At 56.3% G+C, this 11943-nt stretch carries 11 protein-coding genes, 5 tRNA genes and 1 riboswitch; of the genes, 11 read left to right on the top strand and 5 right to left on the bottom strand.

Features of this window, described 5'->3' with window-relative positions; translation table 11 throughout:
• Positions 1-148: 148 nt before the first annotated feature.
• Positions 149-658, bottom strand: coding sequence for a 6,7-dimethyl-8-ribityllumazine synthase (locus PMI37_RS24440; protein ID WP_008086088.1), 510 nt, complete (start codon positions 656-658; stop codon positions 149-151).
• Between the two features lie 101 nt (positions 659-759).
• Positions 760-932, bottom strand: a riboswitch (FMN riboswitch).
• 198 nt (positions 933-1130) lie between these two features.
• Here PMI37_RS24440 and ltaE point away from each other — a divergent pair.
• The 8 genes from ltaE (at position 1131) to PMI37_RS24400 (ending at position 7243) form a co-directional block, all read left to right on the top strand.
• Positions 1131-2135 (top strand): low-specificity L-threonine aldolase, encoded by a 1005-nt coding sequence (gene ltaE, locus PMI37_RS24435; RefSeq protein WP_008086086.1) that lies wholly within the window; start codon positions 1131-1133, stop codon positions 2133-2135.
• Positions 2136-2281: 146 nt separating this feature from the next.
• Positions 2282-4900, top strand: coding sequence for an alanine--tRNA ligase (alaS, locus tag PMI37_RS24430; RefSeq protein ID WP_008086085.1), 2619 nt, complete (start codon positions 2282-2284; stop codon positions 4898-4900).
• 90 nt (positions 4901-4990) lie between these two features.
• The gene (locus tag PMI37_RS24425; protein WP_008086083.1) at positions 4991-6232 is read left to right on the top strand and encodes an aspartate kinase; all 1242 of its coding nucleotides are present in this window, start codon (positions 4991-4993) and stop codon (positions 6230-6232) included.
• A gap of 187 nt (positions 6233-6419) precedes the next feature.
• On the top strand, positions 6420-6608 hold the full coding sequence (gene csrA, locus PMI37_RS24420) for a carbon storage regulator CsrA (protein ID WP_002554426.1): 189 nt from the start codon (positions 6420-6422) through the stop codon (positions 6606-6608).
• Positions 6609-6670: 62 nt separating this feature from the next.
• Positions 6671-6761: transfer RNA gene (locus tag PMI37_RS24415), tRNA-Ser, on the top strand.
• A gap of 107 nt (positions 6762-6868) precedes the next feature.
• Positions 6869-6945, top strand: a tRNA-Arg gene (locus PMI37_RS24410).
• A gap of 72 nt (positions 6946-7017) precedes the next feature.
• Positions 7018-7094, top strand: a tRNA-Arg gene (locus tag PMI37_RS24405).
• 72 nt (positions 7095-7166) lie between these two features.
• Positions 7167-7243, top strand: a tRNA-Arg gene (locus tag PMI37_RS24400).
• Between the two features lie 19 nt (positions 7244-7262).
• Here PMI37_RS24400 and PMI37_RS24395 read toward each other — a convergent pair.
• On the bottom strand, positions 7263-7769 hold the full coding sequence (locus tag PMI37_RS24395) for a hypothetical protein (protein WP_008086080.1): 507 nt from the start codon (positions 7767-7769) through the stop codon (positions 7263-7265).
• A gap of 321 nt (positions 7770-8090) precedes the next feature.
• Between PMI37_RS24395 and mgtE the strand changes: the two genes are divergently transcribed.
• Positions 8091-9533, top strand: a complete 1443-nt coding sequence (mgtE, locus tag PMI37_RS24390; protein WP_008086078.1) for a magnesium transporter — start codon at positions 8091-8093, stop codon at positions 9531-9533.
• 114 nt (positions 9534-9647) lie between these two features.
• Here mgtE and PMI37_RS24385 read toward each other — a convergent pair whose 3' ends face one another.
• The gene (locus tag PMI37_RS24385) at positions 9648-9974 is read right to left on the bottom strand and encodes an Arc family DNA-binding protein (RefSeq protein ID WP_003178899.1); all 327 of its coding nucleotides are present in this window, start codon (positions 9972-9974) and stop codon (positions 9648-9650) included.
• A 388-nt stretch (positions 9975-10362) separates the two neighbouring features.
• Between PMI37_RS24385 and phnN the strand changes: the two genes are divergently transcribed.
• Positions 10363-10932: a phosphonate metabolism protein/1,5-bisphosphokinase (PRPP-forming) PhnN gene (phnN, locus tag PMI37_RS24380; protein ID WP_008086074.1), complete on the top strand. Its 570-nt coding sequence runs from the start codon at positions 10363-10365 to the stop codon at positions 10930-10932.
• On the opposite strand, the gene PMI37_RS24375 is transcribed toward phnN, so the two are convergent.
• On the bottom strand, positions 10907-11086 hold the full coding sequence (locus PMI37_RS24375; RefSeq protein ID WP_008086073.1) for a PA3371 family protein: 180 nt from the start codon (positions 11084-11086) through the stop codon (positions 10907-10909). The genes phnN and PMI37_RS24375 overlap by 26 nt on opposite strands.
• Before the next feature lie 20 nt (positions 11087-11106).
• Positions 11107-11343, bottom strand: a complete 237-nt coding sequence (locus PMI37_RS24370) for a hypothetical protein (RefSeq protein ID WP_008086071.1) — start codon at positions 11341-11343, stop codon at positions 11107-11109.
• A 294-nt stretch (positions 11344-11637) separates the two neighbouring features.
• Here PMI37_RS24370 and PMI37_RS24365 point away from each other — a divergent pair.
• A tRNA-Arg gene (locus PMI37_RS24365) sits at positions 11638-11714 on the top strand.
• The last annotated feature ends 229 nt before the right edge of the window (positions 11715-11943 follow it).

Genomic DNA, 11943 nt, shown 5'->3' with positions numbered 1-11943 from the left:
TTTAACATCAACCCTGTAGGACCTGCCGAAGGCTGCGATCTGTTGATCTTGTTGTTAAAAGATCAAAAGATCGCAGCCTCGTTTCACTCGACAGCTCCTACAGGTGATGATCGTTCCCGAGCGATGCATGGGAACGATCGTTAGAGGCTTAGATCGCTACAGCATGCGGCTCAGTACGGCGCAGTGCACGAACCTTGCGCAGCGTATCCGCGCAAGTCCGCGCCGCTTCCTGACCCTTGTGCACGAAGTGCTCAAAGAAGAACTTCTGATGTTCGTCGCCCGCATGGAAGTGATGCGGCGTCAGCGACACCGAGAACACCGGCACTTCGGTTTCCAGTTGCACTTGCATAAGGCCGCTGACCACCGACTGAGCGACGAACTCGTGACGGTAGATGCCACCATCCACCACCAAGGCTGCGGCGACGATGCCGGCATAACGACCGGTTTTGGCCAGCAACTTGGCGTGCAGAGGCATTTCAAAAGCGCCGCCGACTTCGAAGATATCGATGTCCGATTCCTGATAACCCAGGGCGATCATTTCGGCGACGAAGCCTTTACGGCTCTGGTCGACGATTTCTTTGTGCCAGCAGGCCTGGATGAACGCAACGCGCTCGCCGTGTGGGTGTTTGCTTTTGCTGTCGATAGCGGTGGGTTGCATGTTCTGACTCCTGTTTGTGTGAAAAACAGGGCGTTATGAATCGAAAGGGATTCAAGGGTGCGCTCACGCACAACATCGCGCGGACGGCCCTTTGGCGTTAATCCCGTTCTCTCTTCATCCGGACTATGACCGTCGGCCCCGGGATCACACCGGGTCTGCTGACCTTGCCGCCGATCACCGCTTAATGCCGTGTTCGTCGCCAAGCGCTCGCGGGCTATGCGCATTGCGCGCAATTACCGCCGGTGGGGAATTGCACCCCGCCCTGAGAACGTTTTTGCCGCCCTTTCTCGGGCGGCGCAGCGTTTTTAACACAGATTTTGTGTCGGTGCATTGCGCCTTTTTGATGATTGCTATCGATTTTCCAGACGGCTTGAAACGAAAAATCCTTGCGCAAGGGTTGATTAATCTGCGCCATGACCGCAGTAATTCCACTTCGTAAAGGGATTTCCCCTGCTGAATTGAGGCCAGGTTCATGAGCGTTATCGATCTTCGCAGCGACACCGTCACCCAACCGACACCCGCCATGCTCGACGCGATGACCGCTGCGGACACCGGTGACGATGTGTACGGCGAAGACCCGACGGTCAATCGTCTGGAGGCCGAACTGGCCAAACGTCTGGGCTTCGCTGCCGCGCTGTTCGTGCCGACCGGCACCATGAGCAATCTGTTGGGATTGATGGCGCACTGCGAGCGCGGCGACGAATATGTCGTGGGTCAGCAGGCGCACACCTACAAGTACGAGGGCGGTGGCGCGGCGGTGTTGGGTTCGATCCAGCCGCAGCCGCTGGAAGTGCAGGCCGACGGTTCGCTGGATCTGGATCAAGTCGCGGCAGCGATCAAACCGGACGACTTCCATTTCGCTCGCACCCGTTTGCTGGCGCTGGAAAACACCATGCAGGGCAAGGTATTGCCGCTGGAGTACTTGGCCCGGGCGCGTAAATTCACCCAAGACCATGGCCTGCAACTGCACCTCGACGGCGCGCGTCTTTACAACGCAGCGGTCAAACTCGGGGTGGATGCGCGGGAAATCACTGAACATTTCGATTCGGTATCGGTGTGCCTGTCCAAAGGCCTTGGCGCGCCGGTGGGTTCGGTGTTGTGCGGCTCCGAGCAACTGATCGGCAAGGCCCGCCGTTTGCGCAAAATGGTCGGTGGTGGCATGCGTCAGGCCGGTTTGCTGGCGGCGGCGGGGCTGTATGCGCTGGATCACAACGTCGAGCGTCTGGCGGATGACCACACCAACGCGCAGTTTTTGGCCGACGGTCTGCGTGAAGCAGGTTTCATCGTCGAACCGGTGCAAACCAACATGGTTTATGTGCAAATGGGCGACAAGGCCGAAGCAATCAAGGCCTTTGCTGCCGAGCGCGGGATCAAGTTGAGTGCCGCCGCGCGTCTGCGTATGGTCACGCACATGGACGTCAGTCGCGCGCAAATCGAGCAAGTGATCGCGACATTCGTCGACTTTTCGCGCAAGTGACAGCGTTAGCCGTCCAATTGACCGTTTCTATCGTATAAACACGCTGTACCCCGCGCGCAGGGCCGATATAATGCGGCCCTTTGCCGTCGCTTCGTCTGTTGACGTTTCGAACAGGCCTTTGGCCGCAGCCTCCGTGGAAGAACCTAATGAAAAGCGCAGAAATCCGTGAAGCCTTCCTTCGCTTCTTCGAAGAGCAAGGCCACACCCGTGTAGCCTCCAGCTCTTTGATTCCGGGCAACGACCCAACCCTGCTGTTCACTAACGCGGGGATGAACCAGTTCAAGGACTGCTTCCTGGGCCAGGAAAAACGTGCGTACACCCGTGCGACCAGCAGCCAGAAATGCGTGCGTGCCGGTGGCAAGAACAGCGACCTGGAAAACGTCGGTTATACCGCTCGTCACCACACGTTCTTCGAAATGCTCGGTAACTTCAGCTTCGGTGACTATTTCAAGAAAGACGCGATTACCTACGCGTGGACCTTCCTGACCGGCGTTCTGCAACTGCCGAAGGAAAAACTCTGGGTCACCGTCTACGCCTCCGACGACGAAGCGTACGACATCTGGACCAAAGAAATCGGTGTGCCGGTCGAGCGCATGATCCGCATCGGCGACAACAAGGGCGCGCCATACGCTTCCGACAACTTCTGGACCATGGGCGATACCGGCCCGTGCGGCCCATGCACCGAGATTTTCTACGATCACGGCGACCACATCTGGGGCGGCCCGCCGGGCTCGCCGGAAGAAGACGGCGACCGCTACATCGAGATCTGGAACAACGTGTTCATGCAGTTCAACCGCACCGCCGATGGCGTCTTGCATCCGTTGCCAGCGCCGTCGGTCGACACCGGCATGGGCCTGGAGCGGATCAGTGCGGTGATGCAGCACGTCAATTCCAACTATGACATCGACCTGTTCAAAAACCTGTTGAAGGCTTCGGCCGAAGCGATCGGCTGCGAAAACGGCGATCAGTCTTCGCTGAAAGTCGTGTCCGACCACATCCGTTCGTGCGGCTTCCTGATTGCCGACGGCGTGCTGCCGTCCAACGAAGGTCGCGGTTATGTGCTGCGCCGGATCATCCGTCGCGCCTGCCGTCACGGTAACAAGCTGGGCGCTACTGGCAGCTTCTTCTACAAAATCGTTGCCGCACTGGTTGCCGAGATGGGCGAAGCCTTCCCGGAACTGAAAAAGCAGCAGAGCAACATCGAACGCGTGCTCAAGGCTGAAGAAGAGCAGTTCTCCAAGACGCTGGAGCACGGCCTGAAAATTCTCGAGCAGGATCTGCTGGAACTCAAAGGCACCGTGGTGCCGGGCGACGTAGTGTTCAAACTCTACGACACCTACGGTTTCCCGATGGATCTGACCGCCGACATCGCCCGCGAGCGTAGCCTGACCGTCGACGAAGCCGGTTTCGAACGTGAGATGGAAGCCCAGCGTGTGCGTGCGCGTTCGGCCAGCTCGTTCGGTCTGGACTACAACACCTTGGTCAAGGTTGATGTGGCCACCGAGTTCACCGGTTACAAAGACACCAGCGGTTCGGCAAAAATCGTCGCTATCTATAAAGATGGCCAGTCGGTCGACGTCTTGAATGAAGGCGAAGAGGCGGTGATCGTGCTGAACCAGACGCCGTTCTACGCTGAATCCGGCGGCCAGATCGGCGACTGTGGTTATCTGCAGGCCGGCAGCGCACGTTTCGACGTACGTGACACCACCAAGACCGGCGGCGCGTTCCTGCACCACGGTGTGCTGGATTCGGGCAGCCTGACCATCGGCGCGCCAGTGGAAACCCACGTCGACGCCGAAGTGCGTCACGCCACTTCGTTGAACCACTCGGCCACGCACTTGCTGCACGCGGCACTGCGCCAGGTTCTGGGCGAGCACGTTCAGCAGAAAGGTTCGTTGGTGGATAGCCAGCGCCTGCGTTTCGACTTCAGCCACTTTGAAGCGATCAAGCCTGAGCAGATCAAAGCGCTGGAAGACATCGTCAACGCCGAGATTCGCAAGAACTCCGCGGTTGAAACCGAAGAAACCGACATCGAAACCGCGAAGAACAAAGGCGCGATGGCGCTGTTCGGCGAGAAGTACGGCGACAACGTGCGCGTGCTGAGCATGGGCGGCGATTTCTCCGTCGAGCTGTGCGGCGGTATCCACGCCAACCGTACCGGCGACATCGGCCTGCTGAAAATCATCAGCGAAGGCGGTGTGGCTTCGGGCGTGCGTCGTATCGAAGCAGTGACCGGTGCTGCGGCTCTGGCCTACTTGAATGCGGCAGAAGAACAACTCAAGGAAGCGGCCAGCTTGGTCAAGGGCAGCCGCGACAACCTGATCGACAAGCTGTCGGCTGTGCTGGAGCGCAATCGCCAACTGGAGAAGCAACTCGAGCAGTTGCAAGCCAAGGCGGCGAGCGCGGCGGGCGACGATCTGTCGTCCTCGGCACTGGACGTCAAGGGCGTGAAGGTTTTGGCCGCACGTCTGGATGATCAGGACGCCAAGGCGCTGCTGGCGCTGGTTGATCAGTTGAAGAACAAACTCGGCCGCGCAGTGATCCTGCTCGGCAGTGTCCATGAGGAAAAGGTCGTTCTGGTTGCAGGCGTAACCAAAGACCTGACTGGCCAACTCAAAGCCGGTGATTTGATGAAACAGGCTGCTGCGGCAGTGGGCGGGAAGGGCGGTGGTCGTCCGGACATGGCGCAGGGCGGCGGTGTTGATGCCGGCGCACTGGATGGCGCACTGGCGCTGACCGTTCCATTCGTCGAGCAGGGTTTATAAGACGGTCCATCGCGCTCGCAGTCTAGTGGCGGGCGCGGTGGCTGTTCGAGTGATTATTGGGCGCCCTTCATGGGCAGAGGCGGCTTTGAAATGGCTTTGATCGTACAGAAATTTGGAGGCACCTCGGTCGGTACTGTCGAGAGAATCGAGCAGGTCGCCGACAAGGTTAAGAAATTCCGCGATGCCGGCGATGACCTGGTGGTTGTGCTGTCTGCAATGAGCGGCGAAACCAACCGTCTGATCGATCTCGCCAAGCAAATCAGTGGCGATGGCCAACCGGTTCCGCGTGAACTGGACGTGATCGTGTCCACCGGTGAGCAGGTGACGATTGCCCTGTTGGCCATGGCGCTGATCAAGCGCGGTGTGCCGGCGGTGTCGTACACCGGTAATCAGGTGCGGATCCTGACCGACAGTGCGCACAATAAAGCGCGTATCTTGCAGATTGATGACCAGAAGATTCGTGGTGATCTGAAAGCAGGTCGCGTGGTGGTTGTCGCCGGTTTCCAGGGCGTCGACGAGCACGGCAACATTACCACCCTCGGTCGTGGCGGTTCCGACACTACCGGTGTGGCATTGGCAGCTGCGTTGAAGGCTGACGAGTGCCAGATCTACACCGACGTCGATGGTGTTTACACCACCGATCCGCGCGTTGTGCCGGTCGCTCAGCGTCTGGACAAGATTACCTTCGAAGAGATGCTGGAAATGGCCAGCCTCGGTTCCAAGGTGTTGCAGATCCGTGCGGTGGAATTCGCCGGCAAGTACAACGTTCCGCTGCGCGTACTGCACAGCTTCAAGGAGGGTCCGGGCACCCTCATTACTATTGATGAAGAGGAAACCATGGAACAGCCGATCATTTCCGGCATCGCTTTCAACCGCGATGAAGCCAAGCTGACCATCCGTGGCGTGCCAGACACCCCGGGCGTGGCGTTCAAGATTCTCGGCCCGATCAGTGCCGCGAACATCGAAGTCGACATGATCGTGCAGAACGTCGCGCACGATAACACCACCGACTTCACCTTCACCGTACACCGCAACGACTATCAGGCCGCACAGACCGTGCTGGAAAATACCGCTCGCGAGATCGGTGCCCGTGAAGTGGTTGGCGACACCAAGATTGCCAAGGTCTCGATCGTCGGCGTCGGCATGCGTTCCCACGCCGGTGTGGCCAGCCGCATGTTCGAATCGCTGGCAAAAGAAAGCATCAACATCCAGATGATCTCGACCTCGGAAATCAAGGTTTCCGTAGTGATTGAAGAGAAGTACCTGGAACTGGCCGTGCGCGCCCTGCACACGGCTTTCGAACTGGATGCGCCTGCCCGTCAAGGCGAGTAATTCCAATTCTTGAAGGGCGCGGTCTGACCGCGCCCTTTATTTTTTGAATGGCGCGAGCCCTGAACTGTTCTTTTGCTCGCGCTGGTCAATACTCAGGCATGTAGGGCTACGATCGCTCCGGTTGTAGGTCGGGTGCCTTTTTTTTGCAGACTGTTGTCCCTGAACTGAATTGCGTAAGGAGAAAGGTATGCTGATTCTGACCCGTCGGTGCGCAGAAAGCCTGATTATCGGTGACGGCGAAATCACCGTGACCGTGCTCGGCGTTAAAGGAAACCAGGTGCGTATCGGCGTCAACGCCCCGAAAGAGGTTGCCGTGCACCGTGAGGAAATTTACCTGCGTATAAAGAAAGAGAAGGACGAAGAACCAAGCCATTAATTTTTATCGATTTTTATGTTTGCAAACGGGGAAAAGGTTGGTTAAGATACGCCCCGTGTTGCGGAGAGCTGGCCGAGTGGCCGAAGGCGCTCCCCTGCTAAGGGAGTACACCTCAAAAGGGTGTCGGGGGTTCGAATCCCCCGTTCTCCGCCATTATTTGCTTAGTACGTCGTAATCTGGCTTTTTCTGTAAGTTGTTGAAATTAATAGAAAAAGTGGTTGGAATAGAGATTAGACGGGCTATAATGCGGCGCAACAAATGCACTCGTAGCTCAGCTGGATAGAGTACTCGGCTACGAACCGAGCGGTCACAGGTTCGAATCCTGTCGAGTGCACCATTTAAGAGTCAGTTACAGCAATGTAAATGACTCGGCTTCAACCAGGTGTGATCTGGTCTAACAAACACAAATGCACTCGTAGCTCAGCTGGATAGAGTACTCGGCTACGAACCGAGCGGTCACAGGTTCGAATCCTGTCGAGTGCACCATTTAAGAGTTAGTTGCAGCAATGTGAATAACTTGGTTTCACCCAGTTGTGGTCTGGGATAAAAACACAAAATGCACTCGTAGCTCAGCTGGATAGAGTACTCGGCTACGAACCGAGCGGTCACAGGTTCGAATCCTGTCGAGTGCACCATATACCAAAAAGCCCGCGTTTATCGCGGGCTTTTTGCCGTCCGGGATTTGGCTTTTTCCTTTACGCATCCTCTCTGATCAAAATCGACTTGAGCAGAACGGCCTCGCTTGAGGTCGTATCGATAACTCGTCATCGATGTCCTGATATTGACCTTATCCGGTTTGCCTAAAGCGCTCTCGACATCTTGTGCGCTCATCCCGGCAATGACGCGCCGATTGATGATGGCTTCGCGGCGTTGCCTGGCATCGATCACGTTGCCGCATATGTGCTCTGCACCGCCGATGATGCCGGGCTCTCGACCACCGATTGTTTTTTCGTGATTCGCTTCCGGCATGATCGCTACGACGGAGCCGGGCGAGTAGGGGTGAACCTCCTGCTTCGAGAGCCGTTCGCCTTGCGCGCAACTCATTGATGTAAATGTGAGGCTGCCGTCCGCCGCTTCGCAACGATGCAATGTTGCCGCCTCACCGTTTTGTGGCAGGTAGAGCAGATGGGACAACAGGAAAAGAATTGGCTTTGATGGCATTCGACGTCCTCCATGACGATCTACGCTGAAGGGTAGTCGCTGCATTTTTTAACGCAGGTGTGTTTTCTTTTCAGAATGAGTCGTCGCATTTGCAAGGATCAGGACAGCGCTCAGGTTTGTTTCGCAAGCGCTTGTTTCGACCGTGATTTTTTGACGTTTAAAACCGTCAGGCGGTGTATCATTGCGCCCGTCAGCCCCGCCGGGGCTTATGGAAAACCTCCATGGACTTACCCAGTAGTTACTCAGTAAACAGTTTCACCAATCATGAATTGACTGATTGATCCTTCCGGCGTGCCCCGCTGCTGGGAGTGGAGTTCGCCTATGTCTGAAATCGAAGTAAAGAAAACACAGGAAAGCCTGCAGGATCGCCTGGCTCAAGTCGTCGAGCTGCTGCAGCGTCAACGGGTCGTCGAAGACCTCACTCACCGCCAGGAAGGCGCGCATCACGACCGGGTTGAAAACCTGGTACACCGGCAGAACCTTGTCGAGTTGCAACGCAAGCTCGATGACCTGCACTCCGCCGACGTTGCCTACATCCTTGAAGCCTTGCCGCTGGACGACCGTCTGACGCTCTGGCAATTGGTCAAGGCTGATCGCGACGGCGACATTCTTCTCGAAGTATCCGATTCCGTTCGTGAAACGCTGATCGCCGACATGGACGATCACGAGCTCTTGGCTGCGGCCAAGGACATGGACGCCGACGAACTTGCTGACCTGGCCTCCGAGCTGCCGCGAGACGTCGTCCATGAGCTGATGGAGAGTCTGGATAACCAGCAGCGCGAGCGTGTCCGCTCGGCCTTGTCCTATGATGAGGAGCAGGTCGGTGCGCTGATGGACTTCGAGATGGTGACAATCCGTGAGGATGTCAGTCTCGAAGTGGTGTTGCGTTACCTGCGTCGCCTTAAAGAGCTGCCGGGCCATACCGACAAACTGTTTGTGGTGGACTACGACGGCGTGCTCAAGGGCGTGCTGCCGATCAAGCGATTGTTGGTCAATGATCCTGAGAAGCAGGTGGCCGAAGTGATGGCTAGCGATCCGGTGAGTTTCCATCCGGATGAAGATGCCTACGACGCCGCCCAGGCATTCGAGCGTTATGACTTGATTTCGGCCCCGGTGGTCGACAAGAACGGCAAGCTGATCGGCCGTCTGACCATCGACGAAATGGTCGACCTGATTCGTGAAGAGAGCGAAAACGAAGTCCTCAACATGGCGGGTCTGCGTGAAGAGGAAGATATCTTCGCCTCCGTCTGGAAGTCGCTGCGCAACCGTTGGGCCTGGCTGGCAGTCAATCTGATCACCGCATTTGTCGCTTCGCGGGTAATTGGCCTGTTTGAAGGTTCGATCGAGAAGCTGGTAGCGCTCGCGGCATTGATGCCGATTGTTGCCGGTATTGGTGGTAACTCGGGTAACCAGACGATCACCATGATCGTTCGTGCCATGGCGCTTGACCAGGTCAGCACCGGCAATACATCACGCCTCATGCGCAAGGAACTTGCCGTTGGCTTGATCAATGGTCTGGTTTGGGGCGGTGTGATCGGCGTGGTTGCTTACCTGCTTTACGGCAGTTGGTCGTTGGGTGTGGTTATGACGGCGGCAATGACGCTTAACCTGTTGCTTGCAGCCCTGATGGGAGTATTGATCCCGATGACCCTGGCGAAAATGGGTCGAGATCCGGCGATGGGGGCGAGCGTAATGATCACTGCCATGACTGACAGCGGTGGCTTCTTCATATTCCTTGGGTTGGCAACAATCTTCCTGCTCTGATTTGCTGTATCGAGACAGCCCGCCTGATTGGCGGGCTTTTTTGTGCCTGCGAATACTTGAAATCCACGCAAAAAAAAGCCAGCAATCAAGCTGGCTTGAGGTGTTCGGTGTGGCTCAGGACGCGTCTGCTGCCATTTCGGCGTCGTGGGCAATCAAAGATACCAAAGCGTTCTGCTGGCGGTGAGACAGCTGGCGGAAGCGTTGCAGCAGCTCGCGCTCGTGTAGCGACAGCTCAGGGCTGTCCAGGCGCATGCTCAGCTCTTCGCCCAGTGCACCTTCCTGAATAAGACTCTGTTCAAGGCGCGCAATGATCTCGGAGTTCATGCTGCGATGATGATTGCGAGCCACCTCGGCAATGCGTTCACGCATTCCGTCTGGCAGACGTACGACGAACTTGTCAGCCGTACGGCTGGAATAAATTGCCTGTTTCAATGGGCGCATATATTTAACCGGTTAGTTCAGGGGAGCGGTTCTCGGGATTGGCCGCAGGATGTGTGGTAGGACAAGCATCCGCGCCAAATGGTTCAACCTGAATTGTTAAGAGGCCGGCATCATGCCTCAAAATTGCCAGATCATTGGCGTCAATTCTGTGACAAATATTGAGCTGGGTAAAGGCGTAATGCCAGCACCAATCATCAGAAATGCGGACTGGTTTGAAAACTTCGCCCTGGTTCGCACTACTGGTCGCTTCACGTTGCACATCAGTTGATGTCCGAAGACCTCAGAGCGTGCATGCTAGCGGCTTTCTATCCTTGCTCCATGTCTCTACAGGATAGTGGCAAATTGCCGATTTACTAGTGGCAGGCGTGGGCCGGAGGGCGTTTTCAGGATGGATGGCAAGCTTATTTACCTGATGGGGCCTTCCGGTTCGGGCAAGGACAGTCTGCTGGAAGCTGCGCGCGAACCATTGCGGGTGATGAACTGCGACATCATGCGGCGGGTCATCACACGATCAGCCGAGTCCGTGGGCGAAGATGCGATCGGTGTGACGCCAGAAGAGTTTGCGCGGCGTGAGCGTGCGGGGGATTTCTCTCTCGCGTGGCAGGCGAACGGTCTTTCCTATGGGATTCCGATCGAGATGAACAGTTGGCTGGCGGCCGGGCGACATGTGCTGGTAAACGGTTCTCGCGCCAACTTGCGCCAGGCGCTTGATCGTTATCCGGCGCTGGTTCCGGTTCTGTTGACGGTAAGCGATCAGGTTTTGCGTGAGCGTCTGCTTCGACGAGGTCGAGAGACGCTTGAGCAGATAGAGGCGCGTCTTGCTCGCAATGCACTGTTCAAGGACAGGCGATCAAGCGATGGGGTGGTACATATGATCGACAACTCGGGTGATCTGGTCGACGCGGTATATCAATTGCTGGATGTGATCCGGCTTAGCGCAGCACCGGGTCAAACTTGATTTTGCGCCCGGCAACAAGAGCTAGTACAAACAATACCGAAAAGACGCCGCAAGCAATCAGGGGCAGGGTGATTTCGGCGTCCTCGAACAGCGAAAAATGCATAACGCCACTCATTAAGGCAAGGATCAGAAATCCTGCTGCTGACTTTGACATGCTGTACTCCTGAAGATATTTCAAAAAACCAGACGTTCGACCGTTTGGGTTGGCAGGGCTTGTTCGGGGGCACTGACAGCCCTTGGCGTATAGCTGCTCTTATCGCTCAGAACCGCCAGTTGAGGCTGCTTCTGCACTTGCAGATAGTGAGGCATGCGTTGGGCTACGGATTCCGGCGCGCTGCTTTCGGGAATAAAGTGAGAGCCGACGAGAATCGCCAAAGCAGCAGCGTTTGCAAGCAAGAGGGTGGTGTTCATGAGTCGGCGCTCCGATTGTTCTTCTATAGAACAGGCATAGCAGCCGTCGTGCCAACAGTCTAACTGCTGTTAAGTCCTTTAAAAACAAGGATTTGAAAGTGGTATCCGGATTATTCAGGTTGCAATCTGCAATGAAGGCTTTTTGGCGGCGTGCAAAATGCCCGGTAAATCTTCCCGCAGCATTGCAGCGCGCATGCCTACACTTAATATGCCTACGGATGACATGACAAATCGGGGCTTGGCCGTTAACATGCACGCCGTCTGTCGTGCTGCGTCTGCTCGCGACAACCGTGTGTCTCAGTAGCTCAATTGGATAGAGCATCCCCCTCCTAAGGGGAAGGTTGGCAGTTCGAACCTGCCCTGGGACACCATCTCTTGTTTGAATTCCTTTCTACTAGTAGCACTCGCCGCCTGGTGAGGTTGCTTCATGCCGTTATTTCCTTTGTTTCGCTTTATGATCCTTCGGTCTGCTTGGGATCCATCCTGCCCGTAGTCTTTCGCCTGCTCACCAGGCACGCCTTTTCAGCGTCTGCTGCGCCTTTATATAGAAAGGAGGACGTTTTCTAAGTTTTTGAAAAAAAAGCGAAATTAACGGTTGAC

Source organism: Pseudomonas sp. GM80 (assembly GCF_000282515.1).
Classification (GTDB): domain Bacteria; phylum Pseudomonadota; class Gammaproteobacteria; order Pseudomonadales; family Pseudomonadaceae; genus Aquipseudomonas.
Note: the sequence above shows the minus strand (reverse complement) of the source record. Positions and strands in the feature narration are given on the sequence as shown.

What these genes read in the sequence shown, in the direction of transcription:
- PMI37_RS24375 (WP_008086073.1), bottom strand. Translation starts at nt 11,086, where the DNA reads ATGTCAAAGTCAGCAGCAGGATTTCTGATCCTTGCCTTAATGAGTGGC.
- PMI37_RS24425 (WP_008086083.1), top strand. Translation starts at nt 4,991, where the DNA reads ATGGCTTTGATCGTACAGAAATTTGGAGGCACCTCGGTCGGTACTGTC.
- PMI37_RS24440 (WP_008086088.1), bottom strand. Translation starts at nt 658, where the DNA reads ATGCAACCCACCGCTATCGACAGCAAAAGCAAACACCCACACGGCGAG.
- ltaE (WP_008086086.1), top strand. Translation starts at nt 1,131, where the DNA reads ATGAGCGTTATCGATCTTCGCAGCGACACCGTCACCCAACCGACACCC.
- phnN (WP_008086074.1), top strand. Translation starts at nt 10,363, where the DNA reads ATGGATGGCAAGCTTATTTACCTGATGGGGCCTTCCGGTTCGGGCAAG.
- PMI37_RS24395 (WP_008086080.1), bottom strand. Translation starts at nt 7,769, where the DNA reads ATGCCATCAAAGCCAATTCTTTTCCTGTTGTCCCATCTGCTCTACCTG.
- csrA (WP_002554426.1), top strand. Translation starts at nt 6,420, where the DNA reads ATGCTGATTCTGACCCGTCGGTGCGCAGAAAGCCTGATTATCGGTGAC.
- mgtE (WP_008086078.1), top strand. Translation starts at nt 8,091, where the DNA reads ATGTCTGAAATCGAAGTAAAGAAAACACAGGAAAGCCTGCAGGATCGC.
- alaS (WP_008086085.1), top strand. Translation starts at nt 2,282, where the DNA reads ATGAAAAGCGCAGAAATCCGTGAAGCCTTCCTTCGCTTCTTCGAAGAG.
- PMI37_RS24385 (WP_003178899.1), bottom strand. Translation starts at nt 9,974, where the DNA reads ATGCGCCCATTGAAACAGGCAATTTATTCCAGCCGTACGGCTGACAAG.
- PMI37_RS24370 (WP_008086071.1), bottom strand. Translation starts at nt 11,343, where the DNA reads ATGAACACCACCCTCTTGCTTGCAAACGCTGCTGCTTTGGCGATTCTC.